Origin of the sequence: Mesorhizobium sp. WSM3626 (assembly GCF_000513935.1) — a bacterium.
Taxonomy (GTDB): Bacteria; Pseudomonadota; Alphaproteobacteria; order Rhizobiales; family Rhizobiaceae; genus Mesorhizobium; species Mesorhizobium salmacidum.
On sequence record NZ_AZUY01000052.1, the window covers coordinates 17582 to 32998 of the forward strand.

The following is a 15417-nucleotide window of genomic DNA, read 5'->3' on the forward strand; positions in this document are numbered from 1 at the left end:
GCTTTTATTTCCGATGCACATACCCACTCATGGCCGCGCAACTGCATGATCCAGGGTTTGGGAGCGTGCTTGAGCCAGAAATATTGAAGCGCAATCTCGAAGAAAAAGGAGTTGAACATGCTGTTCAAACAAAAGTTGCGAGCCGACATTGGCCGAGTGGCTCGGAATGCCGCCATAGGCGCCCTGGCACTGGTTGCGGCGGCCGCTGGCGGCACCGCTGATGCGCTTGCAGCAGGTTCAACATGGGTCGCCACCTGGGCCGCAAGCACTCAACCCAGCTGGCAAGGCGATTTTCCGCTGCCGCTTTCTTGCCCTTCAACCTTTTGAACCAGACTGTCCGTGAGAAAGTGCGGGTGAGCCTTGGAGGCGACCGACTGCGCATCGTTCTGTCGAACGAATATGGAAAGAGCCCACTCGCGATCGGGTCGGTCCATATAGCGCTGCCGGCGCGGACGGCGCCTCCATCGACCCGCGCACCGATCAGGCGGTCACCTTCAGCGGCGCGCAGCAACTGAACATTCCAGCCGGGCGCCCGCGGCAAGTGACCCAATAGATTTCAAGGTGGCCGCGCGCGGCGACCTTATTGTGTCATTCTTCGTTGGCGGCCCCGTGCCAGTCGATACCTTCCATTGGGACGCTGAAGCGACCGGCTACATCGGATCCGGCAATCAAGTGGCCGATGCGACAATCAGCCAGCCGACAAGGACCGTGACGCGGATTTTCCTCAGCGACGTTCTGGTCGAGGCGCCGGCAAGCGCGAAAGCGGTCGTCGCGTTCGGCGATTCGATCACCGACGGCGCGTCTTCTGGTCTCGACCAGAATGCTCGCTGGCCGGACTTCCTGGCCGAAAACCTCGCGCCGGATAACGTCGCCGTGCTAAACGCTGGCATCGCCGGAGCCCGCCTGCTCAACACGCGCATGGGCGAGAATGCAATGGTCCAAGCGCAAAGCTGCCATTCCGCAGAAGATAAATGCGATCGGCGAGTGGCTAAATCAGCTCCTTGAGTCGACTTTGGCGACCCACTTCGTAAGCTATTGATAAACAAAGATTATGTTAGTCGCTGAGGGTGTGGGATTCATGAGGAAGATCAATGGTTTGGCGGATGGTTAGCCAACCCATATCCTTCGTATGATCTCGTATGGTCTGGCGAACCTAAGGAGAAGAAGGAGGAATAGTTTTCAATGCAAGGTCCGTCTCTGCCTTATCGCACGAAAAGAGACGATAAAGGCCTTTTGAGCAAGGGTATGAGCACGCTGGTTTGGGGCCGTCCGCTGACTGTCCGGTTCGGGGCCGTCTGCTGACTGTCCGGTTCTGACCGGGAAACTGAGAAAGCCGACGTTCGGTCAACGGCCCCATTGCAGGCGTCGTGATGTGGATTGGAGCGCGACTACGGTACGCGAGTCTCTTGAGCACTCTGCTGGTGAAAGCTTATGGCGCGCGGGGAATCCGTCGATCAATCGGGTAGGTTGATCCACATAATGAACTCGTGAGGCTGGTACTCCACCGGCTCCGCGTCCTCAACGGGAATGGCGTCGAGCGCTTCCATCAGGAATGGATCGAGCTGCGTGCCGCCGATATTCTGACACCAGACGTTCGGCAGGCCTCCATCAACATGATCGAGCCGAAAATAGCCCGGCCTATGCGCGTGACCCTGCTCCTGCGCGCCGGCATGGAGCACTGCGAGATGATTCATGATGATCACCCCGTCGACAGCATCAAACGGGACCCGCACACCATTTACCTGATAGAAGGAGTGCTCGGTCAGCAGACCTGATCGCGGGTAGTTTAGCGCCGAAATGGGTTCGTACACATAGGCGTCCCAGAAAACGACGAGCACACCAATCGTCTCCTTCGCGGAGAAGCCGGAGAACTTGCCATCGGCGCTTTCGAGAAAATCCTTCAGGACGTTGTCACGGGGCCACGTGACGGGCTGGTTTGGATCCGGGTTGGCGCGAAGGGTATCTCCCAGTACGGAGCGGGCGGGGATCTGTCGCGGATTCGCACCCCGTGCCGCCTGATGATCGACGAGGGAGGGGCATTTGACCTCGAATAGATAGACACGCGCTTCGAGTTCAACGGCGAGTTCTGGCCGGCGACCGGTGGTGGGATTGGCTGGTTCATGCTGGAATTGTGCGCCTGCGGGCCAAGGTGCTTCGAGCAACACCCTAAGCACCAGGATTTCGGCGAACTTCTGCAGCAGTTGCTGGAAGCCCGCTCTCCATGCCGCGGGGTCCTGCGCCGTAGGGGTATATCCTGTATCGATTAGGTCATCGACCAGACGCTCGCCCAAACCAGGCAACCGAGACTCGCAGGAAGCCAAAGCTTGGATAAGGGCTTCGCCGAACTCCGTTACGCGGCCTTTGTGGAGGTGATAGGTCAGCCAATGCGTTCGGCCACCGACGCCGGCACGATAGCGGTCGGCGAGCGTTTCCGAGATAACTGAAAGATCTTGACCGACTACGCTTTTCACATCCTGGCTCAAACCTAGCCTCCAGTGCTCGTAAGAACGAAGAATCAAGGCGAGGACGTTAGTCCAACATCCGCTCCGCATAATGGAGTAAAACCTCATCTGGTTGCCGGTCATAATCCACCCCAACGGCCGTTCGCATTCACCCAGTACGCTGCGACCGGGATATCATCTCTTATGCCCGCTGTGGGGCCGTTTCGGGACCGTCAGGTCTAGGCTGCAGTTGTGCAGATAGCCGCCGATTGGCTTACGACCTGTTGCGGACCGTCATGCTAGGCGGTGTATGGTCTTAAAGGTAACGTCGCGCTGACCGGAAAGCTCCAGAGCTGACGGTTGGATTGCGCTGAACCCTGAACAATTCTTCGAGCGCCCTTGCGTCCATATCGAAGATTTCAACGCATAGGCCGACGGGCGCTCCAGCTGTCTTTGAGACGAAAGAGTTCCGAGAATTGACCATACCCGATCCCGCGTCCGGGTTTTGGGACACGTCGTGACGTCGCGGAGCGCGACGCGGAATGCCTCGCCCACACGGAAGGCGCCTCTTAGCATCTCGCGCACACGCGCTCCTTACTGCGCAAGGAATTATGACCGAATGGTCGTGACGGGTTCACGCCTCGGGGCAATGCTCCAGAGCCAGCTCCGCCGAAGGCTGGATGCGCCCGAACCCGGAGTAATCTAGGGTGACATCGGGCAGGAGGATATTATGCGTCGAACTTTACAAGACGAATTCAATATCATCGAATACGTGCTGGGATCCGGCTTGGAGACTCGCGGTGTCGATGCGTTTTGCCTCGCGTGGATCAAATACGAGCGGCAACAACGGAAGATCTGCACCTTTCTGGTATTCCAACCCTCGGCGATCGGACCGGATCAGGCCTCGTCTGTGCGCCAAGCGCTCGCCAACAACAAGGGCATAGCCCACACAGGCTTTCGCGGTGGGATACAGCGGCTGACCGGCCTTCGCTTCAAGGACGAATTCGGCGATCGCTATGGGCCACTCAACGCCGCGCTCGATCACGCTTGGAAAGCCCGCGATAAGATTTTCCACGGCCAGCAAACCGGGCAAGGCTATTCGAGAGAGCAGCTACTCGCAAAGGTCGATATCATCCGCGAGTGGTGCGGGCTACTCGCAGCGCCCGGGGCTGCCAAATTCGGCTATGATGGCTTTTCTGCCACAAATTCAATGTTCAAGGCAAAGAACGCGGAGCTGACGGCCGCCGTCGACAAGGCACTGGGGAAGCTCGGTTGGGAAGCTTTCATTAACCAGCTTTAGTCGTGCACAGGATGAAGACGTTATGGTAGGGAGCCGCCTTTCCATGCTGCGATAATGATGCGTTCATGTAGCGCATTCGGGAAGGCCCTCGATGAGCAGATGTCCTACGTCGGGACGGTGAATGCTGTAATCCTGGAAGCCTCCGGAAGTTCCAAGGTAACAATTGGACAATCCCACGCTCGGCAATCTGAGGGTGGAGAATGTCCGTCTTCAGAACATCCGTTTTTGCGGTGAACGGCCAGGTTAAGGCGGTTTGCGGCCCACCGGAGACAGTGGACGGTTCGTCCAGATCGCCGCTGCAGCCTTGGCATAGCCTGCCGCCGGCCGCGACCGCCAGTCAGCCTTCAATCGCAAGTGGAGCGCTGGCAGTGGAATGTAAGCGCGCCTTGAAATAGCTTCCGTCACGATTCTCCGGAATTGCACTATCATCTTCCTTGGCTATCGACGCCAGCGAAGAGATGTACTGCTCCTCCTTTTCTCCCACGCCCCTAATCCTCCAGATGAATGAGCTGTTACGGAACAACGCGAAGAGGTTATTCATCTCGCGGCGTCTGGCAAAGCTCTTCCAGAGTGCCCGGTGGCACCTGTCGAAAAGCGAGGGTATCCGTTGGATGAACAGGTACTGGTAGGCCGCGATGAGCCGGGAATGGTCTGCATTCGAAAGCGCTTCGCCGCCCTCGAGGACTCGCTCGGCCAAACTGACCGCGGCCCTCGCCAGGTTGTATATGTCGTCCGAATCCTTCTTTGGGCTCAGCACCTCAATCAAATACCTGTCCGCAACTCCCTTGTCGTCGCTCTCGCTTGCCAACTGAAGTGCCAGATTGTTCGCGACGATATGCGATTTTTTCTTGCGCGCCTCTAGCTGCAGCCGCACGAGTTTGGCCGTGCGCTCCGGGCTTGCGGGCTCGCTCTGGATGATGATCGATCTCGCCTGCAGCTTGTAAGAGTTGTCCTTAGTGGCCTTGAGAAGCTTCTCGGCGTATTCCTTAGCCTTCGGATCTCCGCCGTGAGCCAACGCCAGCGAAAGCCAGAGGGATTCGCGATCTGATCTATCAAACTGTGAGGCGTCCAGCTCTTCCAATATATGGATCGCTCTGGACCGCTCTCCAGTCAGCCGCAACGCCTGGCCATAGTTGAGCCGAACCCGAGCGACCATATCGTCGGCGACATCGGTCGGTGCCGTGTGCAAGAACGACGAGGAGAATTCGGAAGCACCGTAGTAGTGTGATCCTGAGTTGAGAGCGTCGGCAAAGGCTGCGCTCAGGTGCATCAGCGCGATAACCTCCTCCATGTCGCCGGCCCGCAACGCCGTTTTTAGTAGGCGCAATAGAATAGCCGAAGCATTCGCGATCTCATGGTGCGAGCACTTCGGACTGGAATACTTTCGGTCAGGGGGCCAACTGGTGGACCCAGCTCGCCAATTTGAGCCAAAATACAATTCCGCCGCGCGCCTGTTGTGCTGATTGAGAAGCTCTTCGGACATCTGCCCACGCACGACGTCGCGCACCGTGCGGGGAACGGTCAATATCCTGCGGATTTCAGCCTGACTCTGCTGCTCCAGTCCCGGAAGAGTAGAAGTGACTATAAGCGCGCGGTGGCGAAGCTCGGTTGCATTGGTGGGATAGAATCCGTTGACCCCGTTGAATCGCTTAATGTGCTCGAATTGAGCTCCATGAGGAAATGTTGCCAACGCTTGCAACATCTGCAGAGCGCGCTGCAGCATTGGCTGAGTGGCGGCGCCCAGGTCCTCGATCGCTCGCCGGAGACCCTGGGAACCGCTTGAAGGTTCGTTCTCGCCAGTCTCCTGATGGCTCGCGACCAGCTCGGACAAAGTTACGACCTGTAGTGCCTTTAGCGCTTGGTCGACCTGATCAGGAACGCCGCCGGTGATGAGCAGCAATTTGGCAACCGCATCCTGAGCCGCCAGCTCGATGCCGCCTTCTGGACTATTGGCGATGTAGGCTTTGAGATCGGGCTCGTCTAGGGCTCCGATCTTGACCTTCCCGAACTGGCTATTCGCCGGATCAGAACTGGTGCGCAACAGGATTGCTATGCCGGGGCAATAGTCGAGGATGGCTTGGGAAAGCGCCTCTAGCTCCGCCTCTCTAGGCATCGTGCCCTGCACTCGTTCTCCCAGGACCAAATCGTCCAGGAGCAGGACGGCCGCGTCGCCAGTCGCAAGCTCGTCCGATATCTGCTGGATCTTGAAGCCTAGCCTGGCCTCGATTTCCTGGGCAAGATCGCTGCCGGCGGACATTTCGCTTAAGTCGAACCGGAACACAGGCCAGTCCGACATCTCATGCATTTGCAGGACGGAAGACACAAACTCGTCCGAACCCAGCCCCCAATCGGCAATAATCCACAATGCACGCTTTGTCAGCGCGTTGGCAGCAATGTCTTGCTCCTCCTTCCTGACGAAGGCGTGGGGCCCGGGTGGCAGAAGGTGATGCCTGAATCTTGAAAGGAGGTTCGTCTTTTCTGTCCACGCCGTTGCGACGAATGCTTCCTCTCTTTCTGCCTGCGCGACAGGCGAGACGGAACTCACCACCCCAGCGGCTGCGGACTTGATCACTTGCTTGTCAGGCAGTTGCGTCACCGTGCTCTCATTATCGGGCAAGATGAACTCGAAATTGGGAGTGACCCGACCCTGGCCTGATCTCGTGGCTTGGTACGTCCGGGGCCAGATCCTGAGCTGCCGGCCCTTCTCGTTTATGACAAGCGCGCCGGCACTATAGCCGTGGATGCGTTGGGTCCTACCGTCGCCGAAATGCTCCAGGCCAAAAAGGGACGGCGACTGAAATATAGCCACCGGGGACGAGCCCATCTGCGACAGGCTGCTTGAGAGAGGCTCGTGCATGTGACCGAATAAATGGAGATCGAAACGGCCAGGCGGAGCGATCTCCTTCTTCCATGTGTCCAAGCTGCCTGGCGTCAACCACTCTGCCGGTTGATGGGTGACCAGAAGATTGAAGTCGTTTGCGCGGCACCAGCCTTCCGCATCCGGCAGTATCACTGAAAGCTGCTGATGGTCCACGTGCAGATCGCCGGCTTTGTTCTCCTTGCTCAGTTGAAGCCATGTGGAGTTTAGACCGATCAGGCCGAGCTGCCTCTCGTCCTTGGCGAACCTGACGACCTGATCACCAGGCAGGAAGCCATGGGCCGCATCAACGACAGATATCCCGACCGCGCCAAGCGCTTCGTACCAGGCCTGGTAGTTAGCAAATGCGCTCCTAATGGTTTCTCGATAGGGACCAGTAGGGTTGTTCAAGAAATCATCGCGGACATTGTGCTTCTTCGACCAGTCCTGCAGCAACATCGCGGACATATCGCTGGCGCTTGGGCGAACGAGGTCATGGTTCCCCGGAACCGCCATGAACTTGGGCGAGCAATCCAAGTCCGTCAACTTTCCGTAGAGTTCCACAAGCGCAGCCGTTGCGCCCTTAAATTCTTCGGCGTCGCCCTTCTGCACTATGTCACCGGAGAAGATCAGGAGATCCCACGGCCCCGACTGACGATGCAACAGAGGAAGGTCGTCGTAGAAATGATGCTTGAGGTTGGCCCAGAGCGGTGCTTGGCCTTTCATGCCGAAATGAAGATCTGACAAATGGAGCCAGCGGAAACTTACGTCAGACATCAATCAGCTATTCAGGTTTTCTCGTGATCCGACTCATCGGCTTAGACAACAGTCTGTCATTAAGCTTCACGCTCCGAAAGTGTCCCGGCAAATAAGTGAGGGATTTGGCTGACGTTCATCCAATGGGGCGATAGGAGGAGCTGATTAACCACCCCTCGCAGGATTGGCAGCTTTTGGTCGATCGTCAGAGCGCCTGTACGGCCGGAACTGGGCGCAAAGCTGCCCATTCGATAGAGATGAATGCGGTCAGCGAGTGACTGGATCAGCTTCTTGAATCAATTTGGGCGAACCGCTTTGTAACCCATTGGCAAATAACGATTATGTTCGTCGCTGAGGGTATGAGACTTCTACGAAGCAGGTCCAACTTCGCTGCTAAGGCGGCGCGAGGCATCAAGAACTGTGCAAGATCTGCGGCAACGCTCCCTAGATCACCCGGATCGTGGGCGACATCTTCGATTAAAGCACGCCATTGTCGCTGCTTCTATCGCTGTTCCGCGCCGCGCGAAGGTGTCGGCAATCGCTCTTGGGAGCCTGTCGCCGTCGAAGGAGAACGACCCGCTGAGAATCCAGATATCGTAGAAATCCTTCATCGCCTGGAACTTCTCGGCTATGACGGTCTCCCGCACATAGGCCCGCAGCCAGGGCGTGGGAAAGTCCAGCATGGATGGATAGTCCAGCATCTCCGCGCCGGGCTCCATCGCGTCGCCGAAGCCGATGTCGATCGTGAGACTGATCCGGGCGCCACTAACGGAGGCCATCGTCCTCAGCCTCAGCCCACCATATTCCAGCTCTGCGCGAATGCGGTCGACACGAAGCGCGTTGGCGTCGAATTCGACCATCGGCGCCACCCTTGTCACCAATTAGCAAGATTTCCGTCAGGGCTGGTGACTGCTCCTAATTGCACCGTGGTCATCGTGGCCACTGCCGCAGTTGATAGGTTGCCGGCCTGGGTGTCTTGGCACTGTGTCGTAAAAGTCTTTGGGAGACGACAGGTGCCAATGGCAGCAAGGAACCGCTGACATGCCCGGAGGAGCGTTTGCTGTGGCGCATTTTGGAGTGGGTCGATTGTCGGATCGGGACCCAAAAGGTCGGCAAGTTGACAATGCCGACGGTCAGAGACGCGCAAAATCAGAAAATTCAAGTAGGTACGCCGCTTGCTTGTTCACGGTATCGCCGGACCACATCTCCCAAATTCACGGGCCGGCAAGAAGGAGATCGACATGAACCGAATTTTCAAGACGGCCGTTCTGTCCGCCGCCGTGATCGCCACTACCCTCTCGACTTTGCCCGCTGCCAATGCGGGTGATTGGCGCCTTCACGGCCATCACGGCCACGGCGACGCGGTTGCCGCCGGCGTGCTCGGCCTTGCCGCTGGCGCGCTGATCGTTGGCGCGCTGGCCAATGACTGGCCGCCGCCGCGCGATTACTACGATAGCGATTACTATCATCGCGGCTTGCGGGTGCGCCCGGCACCGGTTCGCCGCTACTACGCGCAGCCGCAGGTGGTCTACGCCGGCCGTTATGCCGAACCGTGGACGCATGAATGGTATGTCTATTGCTCGTACCGTTATCGCAGCTTCAACCCCCGCACCGGCACATTCACCGGCTATGACGGCGAACAGTATTTCTGCATTGCCAACTGAGGCTTCCCTGCCCAGACAAAAAGGGCTGGCCTTGCGGTCAGCGCTTTTTGTTAGTCGGCAGTGAAGAAAAGCGATTTGCGGCATGGGGGTCGAAAGGGTTTGCTGCAGCGCACAGAGGCGCGCTCAGCCACAGCATTCCATTCACCCTGGCGCGACGGCGCATCAACCCAGACCTCAATCGCCTGTTTTGCAGCCATGCCTCACGAGGGCGTGCGCTTGCCCAACAGTCTTCGCCTGGTGAGGGTAAAGCATTTCCGACATGTCATCCCTTTTTAGGTTTGTCTTTCGTCGTCTGACGATCCCGCCGCCGAGTTGGCGGCCTCGCGGGTCAGGCGCGCGTGATGGCGAAAGGGTGATTATCAGCTCTCCGGGTGGTCGTCCGGCCACTGTTGTGCCCGTGCAGTACGCGGAGGATGCGGATCGTTTCACCGACCACACGATAGGCGGCAATGTAAGGCGTGCCGGCAATGACGAGTTCGCGAGTTCCTGATACGCGGCCGGGCCTGCCGCTCTCGGGAAAGTCGCCAAGACGGCGGGTCGCGGCCACGATCCGCTCGTCGATTGCGATGGCGGCCGCACGCGAAAGCCGACCGGGCGAGCTTCACGATTTCAGGTCGCCGGTCCTGCGCCGGCCAGCGGCGCGTCGCTCGGCGAAATGGGCTTCAACCTGATCGTCCGGGATGTCGGGCCGGGTATCGTCCAACGCCTCGAGTACCTTGGCCCGGAACCAGGCATCGTGTGCCTCGCTGTTGGTCAGCAGTTCGAGGGGGAGCGCACCTTCATTCGCGGTGCGGGTGAGCATAATCCGGACCGCGTCCGAAACCGTCAGGCCCATGTTTTCCAGAACCGCGGATGCTCGGTCCCGAACATCGGAATCGATCCGTGTCTGAACCAGCGCGTTTGCGGCCATGACCATCTCCTTCTGCGCTTAATGTGATGCAATTGAATGACATGCGCTAGTCCCATTGCAGCCCGCCCATGCTCGCGTTCGTTCGGCCACACATCGAGCTGGCCGTGATCGGCGGCGGTCCACAGATCGGCCCGGTCGATCGGGACACAGGAACGGTGCAGGAAGATCTCGCCATTCCGGCCTCGTTTATGATCCACGAGCGAGAGCGCTTGCGGGACGGGCGAAGAGTCGGCTGGGAGTTTTCGCCACCCTTGCGGCGGGCGATGTGCGGCTGGATGCCTTCGAAAACGCTCCCGCGCCGCCGGCGGCGCGGGAGTTCTCTGACCTGCCGGTCAGTCGACCGGGTTCCAGATGACGGCGTAGGTGTCGTCGTCATCCTGGCCGGCGGCGCGGCCGAGATTGGCGTAGAGCTTGCGCGGTCCGAACTCGGGTGCGGCAATCGACAGGCTGACATAATCCTTGCCGGAAGCCTCGCCGATCCTGATCCAGCCGGCGCCGACCTCGACGCCTTGCGTCAGCACCCGGAAGTCGGGATGGGTGTCGGCGCTCTTGGCCTGATTGGGCACGATGTCGATGTCGGCGCGGACGCTGAGCGTCTTGAGCTGGCCCTTGTAGCCGCCGTTGTCCTGCTTGGTGACGTAGCCGATCGCGGTCATTGGAAGTCTCCCTTTGGTGCTCGCCGGGGACCATTCCCCTGCGATGGCGGACCGTGATGGGCGCGTCCGGACCGCCCGACCCTGCAAAGGCCGCAGCGGCAGCGGAGGACCCGAGCGGACGGCTTTTTTGAAGCGAAGCGGCGCGAGGAAGCCGCGGCAGGCGGCGGGGAAAAAAGCTGGCGGCCGAGGGTTTCGGGCGGGCCGGATCCGCCCATAGGTCATCAGGCTAGCGGCAGGGGAATGGTCCTTGGAGAGCTTGGAGACGGCCTGGAAACCGGGTCGATGCAGCCGGCAGATGGTCCGGGGGGCGACAGGGTCGCGAACGCTCAAATGCCGTGCCGACATCGACATCGCGCCGAGACAGCACGCGCCATAACCCGCCGACCGGGCGCGTCTGCTGAGCGGGCGAACTTGTCGGGGGTGACGCTGAAAATCGGAGCGGCGCGGCGCTGGCGGGAGACTTGGCCGGGCAGTCGATTCTGCCTGAAAGGGCGGGCGAGCGGCGGCGTCCAGATCGTCGCCGCCCGCCTTGCCGAGGATCACTCGGCCACGAACAGCGGCCTGACTTTCGACCATTGCTCGGCGGTGCGGAAACCGCCGCGCCCGTCGCCTGCGTCTCGCCAAGATCTCTCGAAATATCGCCAACATCGGTTCGGGGCGCGGGTCCCCGAACCCCAGCAGATCCAGGTCGCGCGTGCCGCGGTGCGATCATCGAACCAGCCGATCATCAGCATTGCGCCCTTGAGCACGAAGCGGTCGGCATGCCGTGACTGACTGAGCCGGAAGAGCAGCCGCTCGAGGGCGAAGCGGGTCAGAACAAGGTTGAAGCTTTGACCTTTGCCTTGGATAGTTGCAGCAAGCGCGCGCGCACCGAAGCACCGACGTTCTTGATCTCTTTAGCCATTCGCAGTCAGGGCCTCGAGATAGGGACGGATTACGGTGGCGACACCGCCAACCTGAGCCAGCCTGGCGATTTCGCACTTTCATTGAGCAGGCTTTCGGTGAAGCGCACAAATCAGCGTTCATGTGCGATCTCTTTGCAGATGCGGCGCCGCGTACTCGGACCAGCCGAGCAAAATCCTTCAGGGTTCGAGGCCCGGAGGGTGTGAGACTTCTAAGGAAATCAACGTGGTCTACGATGATGTACGATCCACCAGGCTTCAGCCGCTCGCAGACGGCTCGATTGAACCGGGCCGCCGTCGCGCCCCTGGCGCTAAGCTCCCATTCCGCCGACAAGTGGCACGAGGAGTGGCTGAATCGGCTTCTTGAAGCGATTCGGCGAACTGCCTCGTAACCTAGCGGTAAACACCGACTGCGGAGGGTCAGCGTTTTGTACACAAATCGATATGGTAGCGGCTGGTTTGCCAACCCATATCCCTCGTATGATATCGTATGGTCTGGCGAACCCGATGATTGCATGAGACCGCAGGTAACCAGCCCGCAGGCAGCTGATACCGGCAGCTCACGCTCATTGGCTTTGCTTAACCTCGGGCATCTCAAAATGGCCTGCCTCCCGCTCGCCAGTGAATTTTTCCACCTCAACGAGAGCAGACTGAGCCGAGGGGGCCTGGCCGAGGAATGATGTGCCTTCGTCGCGCGTCAGCACGTTTGGGTTACCATGAAGATCTAGCGACCCCGGTGTCGCGTACGCTTCAGGGTGGTACCAGGCGCCTGACGCCAGTTGCACAACACCCTCCATGACATCGCTCGAAAGCAATGCACCAGCGAGGCATGCGCCGCGGTCATTAAAGACGCGCACGGTGTCGCCATTCTCGATGCTTCGGGCCGCTGCATCGATGCTGTTGATCAGAATCGGCTCGCGCCCAGCCACTTTTGACTCGCGGCTCAGCTTTGCGTCGTCGAGCTGGCTGTGAAGTCGCGTCGAAGGCTGATTTGAGATCAGGTGAAGCGGAAACCGCTCAGCGGCTTTTGCCGAGTGCCATTCTTTCGGAGGCAACCAGACAGGATGGCCAGGGCAATTTTCATAACCGAAGCTCGCAATCGTCTCGCTGAAGATTTCAATGCGCCCCGATGGCGTGCGAAGCGGGTGAGCCACGGGGTCGGCACGGAAATCGCCGAACAGAACAAAGTCCTCATCCGGCGCAGGCATTTCGACAAAACCATCTTTCCAGAACTTCTCGAACTCAGGAAGATCGACGTTTTGCGTTCGAGCTCTGGACCTGCATAGATCGTAGGCATACTCGATCCATCCACGAATATCGCGGCCCTCTGTGAAGTGCTCCTGGAAGCCAAGCCGGCCTGCCAGATCACTGAAGATGTCGTAGTCGTTGCGCGCATGGCCAACCGGTTCAATCAGTTGCGGCATCGCGACGATGAACCGGTCGTGTGGTGACGCACCGATATCATCTCGCTCATAAGTGGTCGTTGCGGGCAATACGATGTCCGCCTGACGCGCCGTCGCTGTCCACCAGATCTCATGCACGATGATTGTCTCTGGCCTGTCCCAGGCTTCGACCAGGCGGTTGATGTCCTGATGGTGATGGAACGGATTGCCGCCCGCCCAGTAAACGAGCTTGATATGGGGGAAGGTTATGGTCTTGCCGTTGAATGGGATAGTCGTGCCCGGCTGAAGCAGCAGATCCGCCATCCGGGCCACTGGAATTGCCAGCCCAAGCGGGTTCCTGCCGGCCTCCATCGCCGGAGAACTGGTTGGTCGACGCGGCGTACCCATGCCGTTGATCGAACCATAGCCGAAGCCAAATCCGCCGCCTGGCAGTCCGACCTGGCCAAGCATCGCGGCCAAGGCAATGAGTGCCCAGTACGGTTGTTCGCCATGGTCGGCGCGCTGCAATGACCAGGTTGCAGAAAGCATCGTGCGGGCGTCGGCCATGCGCAGGGCCAGACCAGCAATCCTGTCCGCATCAATCCCCGTCAGGCTGGCAGCCCAGGCCGGGGATTTCGGTTTGCCGTCCGCCATGCCGAGGACATAGTCGCGGAAATGCTCGTAGCCGACTGTGTACTTGTTCAGGAAGGCGCGGTCGACACGTTCATTGACAATCAGGGTGTGCGCAAATGCCAGGATCAGGGCGGTATCGGCGCCCGGCCTGATCGGCAGCCATTCGGCACCGAGCCAGTCACCGCAGTCGCGTTTGAGAGGACTGATCGACACGAACTCGACACCTGCGTCCCGCGCCTGTTTGAGCCAGCCCGGACTTTCGTGGTTACCGGCGCCTCCCGTGGTGACGAGCATGTTTTTCTCGGCCGCGCCGCCGAAAAGGACCATGAGCTTCGTGTTCTTGATGATGCTCGGCCAGTCGGTGACAGGCCCTGCAACGGCTTCGATGCCGCCCACAATGTGCGGCAGCAGCACTGCCGCCGCACCCCAGCTGTAATTGGTCACCTGATCGACGCAACCGCCGAACCCGTACAGGAAACGATGGACAAGCGTGCGGGCGTGATTGATCCGCCCCGCGCTCGACCATCCATACGAACCGCCGAAAATCGCCTTGTTGCCATGCTCTTCCTTCACGCTGCGCAGTTGCTGCGAGACCAGCTGAAGCGCCTCCTCCCAGCTTACCGGAACAAACGGCTCGGCTCCGCGCCGCCGGGACAGGTCGCCTGGCCCTCGCAGCAGATAACCCTCGCGCACCATCGGCTGCGCTACGCGCGAGGCGGCGTGCACGGCGCTCGGAACGGACTGGATCAGAGGCGATGGGTGGCTGTCATGGCCGAAGGGCGAGACAGAATCGATCCGACCGTCCTTCAGGTTCGCTTCGAATGCTCCCCAATGTGCGTGACTCAGCCTACGGCTCATTGCGCCCGATTGCCTCCGGTGCCGAGCGCCACAACCTCACTTCGGTAGAGGTCGTCACGGCGTGTCTCCATGTGGCTTTGCACCATGGTGCGGGTCAGCGCCGAGCCAGGCCATTCCGAAGGAGACAGTCATCGCTGTTTGCCCCAGCCGGGCCTGCCAGAAGGCGGCCATTGGGGCCGACGATGAAGCTTTGGCCGAGGAAACGTACGCCACCCTCCTCGCCGGTGCGGTCAGCGCAGGCGATGGTGATTTCATTGCTGCAGGCGGCAGCCATCGCCAGGTGCATCGCCATCGGCGCGGCGTCTGGGGCATCCTGGGACTGACGTGGTGGGACGGACCAGTTGCTCGGAGAGGCGACAAGCGTTGCACCGTTTTTTGCCAGGGCGCGGGTCACTTCCGGAAACCAGAGATCGTAGCAGACTGCCAATCCCACTCTCCCCCAAGGCGTGTCGATGCAGACGAGTCGCTCGCCGAGGCTGAAAAGGCTCCTCTCGCGGCCAAAGACATGCGCCTTGCGATAGCGCGAAACAGCCCCGCCGGGCGTGACGATCACGGCGGTATTATAGAGCTGTTTTCCATCCCGTTCCGCCATCCCGGCGATCAGATAGATGTTCAGGCGCATGGCAATCTCACACCACGGTTTTACGCTCGGGCCGTCTATGCTCTCGGCGATCGAAAGCAGTTGGGATCGGTCAGGGAAGACAAGCCCCGTCGTGCAGCATTCCGGCAGGATCACGATCGAGGCTCCGTGCCGCGCCGCCTCATCGACCTTTGACAGGGACAAAGCGAGATTTGTGCCGACCGCCCCATACAATGGCGCATACTGGGTCACAGCGACCCTTGAGCCAGTGGACGCGAAGTAAGTCAGCCTTGCTGACCTTATCGCGACCAATATTGTTAACAAAAGGTTACTAGCCGTTTACACAAGCCTATTTCTGCGTAAAAAAGAGGCAGACGGTGATTCGCCGTCTGCCTCTGTCTGTTGCGTACTCACGGTCGTGTGGTGCCGAGTGGACGATTAAGACCGCGAGTCCGCTCCTTGGCAGGTCGGTAGCTAG

At 59.6% G+C, this 15417-nt stretch carries 10 protein-coding genes and 5 pseudogenes; 4 read left to right on the plus strand and 11 right to left on the minus strand.

The features are described from left to right. Positions 1 to 117 precede the first annotated feature (117 nt). Positions 118 to 327: a hypothetical protein gene (locus M653_RS1000000136990; protein ID WP_156938280.1), complete on the plus strand. Its 210-nt coding sequence runs from the start codon at positions 118 to 120 to the stop codon at positions 325 to 327. A gap of 234 nt (positions 328 to 561) precedes the next feature. Next, the gene (locus M653_RS1000000135075) at positions 562 to 1005 is read left to right on the plus strand and encodes an SGNH/GDSL hydrolase family protein (RefSeq protein ID WP_027146034.1); all 444 of its coding nucleotides are present in this window, start codon (positions 562 to 564) and stop codon (positions 1003 to 1005) included. Between the two features lie 449 nt (positions 1006 to 1454). Here M653_RS1000000135075 and M653_RS0126470 read toward each other — a convergent pair whose 3' ends face one another. Then, positions 1455 to 2483, minus strand: a complete 1029-nt coding sequence (locus tag M653_RS0126470; protein WP_156938281.1) for a hypothetical protein — start codon at positions 2481 to 2483, stop codon at positions 1455 to 1457. A gap of 688 nt (positions 2484 to 3171) precedes the next feature. On the opposite strand from M653_RS0126470, the gene M653_RS0126475 reads away from it, so the two are divergent. Further along, on the plus strand, positions 3172 to 3741 hold the full coding sequence (locus M653_RS0126475) for a hypothetical protein (RefSeq protein ID WP_027146036.1): 570 nt from the start codon (positions 3172 to 3174) through the stop codon (positions 3739 to 3741). A gap of 337 nt (positions 3742 to 4078) precedes the next feature. On the opposite strand, the gene M653_RS0126480 is transcribed toward M653_RS0126475, so the two are convergent. Together M653_RS0126480 and M653_RS1000000134710 are read right to left on the minus strand one after the other, a co-directional pair. Next, a complete protein-coding gene (locus M653_RS0126480; protein WP_084636893.1) occupies positions 4079 to 7375 on the minus strand; it encodes a metallophosphoesterase in 3297 nt (1098 codons plus the stop codon). 262 nt (positions 7376 to 7637) lie between these two features. Then, positions 7638 to 8211: pseudogene (locus M653_RS1000000134710) on the minus strand (nucleotidyl transferase AbiEii/AbiGii toxin family protein); the annotation flags it as partial. Between the two features lie 384 nt (positions 8212 to 8595). Between M653_RS1000000134710 and M653_RS0126490 the strand changes: the two are divergent. Further along, positions 8596 to 9018: a BA14K family protein gene (locus M653_RS0126490; RefSeq protein WP_027146038.1), complete on the plus strand. Its 423-nt coding sequence runs from the start codon at positions 8596 to 8598 to the stop codon at positions 9016 to 9018. 359 nt (positions 9019 to 9377) lie between these two features. Here M653_RS0126490 and M653_RS1000000136120 read toward each other — a convergent pair. From M653_RS1000000136120 to M653_RS01000000133605, 8 genes and pseudogenes are all read right to left on the minus strand, one after another. Beyond that, a pseudogene (locus M653_RS1000000136120) lies at positions 9378 to 9592 on the minus strand (type II toxin-antitoxin system RelE/ParE family toxin); the annotation flags it as partial. A 27-nt stretch (positions 9593 to 9619) separates the two neighbouring features. Next, entirely contained in the window at positions 9620 to 9928 is a 309-nt protein-coding gene (locus M653_RS0126495) for a type II toxin-antitoxin system RelB/DinJ family antitoxin (RefSeq protein WP_027146039.1), read from the minus strand. A gap of 332 nt (positions 9929 to 10260) precedes the next feature. Further along, a complete protein-coding gene (locus M653_RS0126500; protein ID WP_027146040.1) occupies positions 10261 to 10584 on the minus strand; it encodes a DUF736 domain-containing protein in 324 nt (107 codons plus the stop codon). 615 nt (positions 10585 to 11199) lie between these two features. Then, positions 11200 to 11488, minus strand: a pseudogene (locus tag M653_RS1000000137885) (nucleotidyl transferase AbiEii/AbiGii toxin family protein); the annotation flags it as partial. Next, positions 11481 to 11561 (minus strand): annotated as a pseudogene (locus tag M653_RS1000000138260) (transcriptional regulator); the annotation flags it as partial. The pseudogenes M653_RS1000000138260 and M653_RS1000000137885, both read right to left, overlap by 8 nt. Before the next feature lie 151 nt (positions 11562 to 11712). Beyond that, positions 11713 to 11802 (minus strand): annotated as a pseudogene (locus M653_RS1000000137890) (methyltransferase); the annotation flags it as partial. 250 nt (positions 11803 to 12052) lie between these two features. Then, entirely contained in the window at positions 12053 to 14359 is a 2307-nt protein-coding gene (locus M653_RS0126515) for a molybdopterin-dependent oxidoreductase (RefSeq protein ID WP_027146042.1), read from the minus strand. Between the two features lie 94 nt (positions 14360 to 14453). Next, complete coding sequence (locus tag M653_RS01000000133605) at positions 14454 to 15191, minus strand: nitrilase-related carbon-nitrogen hydrolase (RefSeq protein ID WP_198028837.1); 738 nt, start codon at positions 15189 to 15191, stop codon at positions 14454 to 14456. Positions 15192 to 15417 lie beyond the last annotated feature (226 nt).

Excerpts from the sequence above, each read along its gene's own strand:
- M653_RS0126480 (WP_084636893.1), bottom strand. The coding sequence starts at position 7,375 with ATGTCTGACGTAAGTTTCCGCTGGCTCCATTTGTCAGATCTTCATTTC.
- M653_RS0126490 (WP_027146038.1), top strand. The coding sequence starts at position 8,596 with ATGAACCGAATTTTCAAGACGGCCGTTCTGTCCGCCGCCGTGATCGCC.
- M653_RS0126500 (WP_027146040.1), bottom strand. The coding sequence starts at position 10,584 with ATGACCGCGATCGGCTACGTCACCAAGCAGGACAACGGCGGCTACAAG.
- M653_RS1000000136990 (WP_156938280.1), top strand. The coding sequence starts at position 118 with ATGCTGTTCAAACAAAAGTTGCGAGCCGACATTGGCCGAGTGGCTCGG.
- M653_RS0126475 (WP_027146036.1), top strand. The coding sequence starts at position 3,172 with ATGCGTCGAACTTTACAAGACGAATTCAATATCATCGAATACGTGCTG.
- M653_RS0126515 (WP_027146042.1), bottom strand. The coding sequence starts at position 14,359 with ATGAGCCGTAGGCTGAGTCACGCACATTGGGGAGCATTCGAAGCGAAC.
- M653_RS0126495 (WP_027146039.1), bottom strand. The coding sequence starts at position 9,928 with ATGGCCGCAAACGCGCTGGTTCAGACACGGATCGATTCCGATGTTCGG.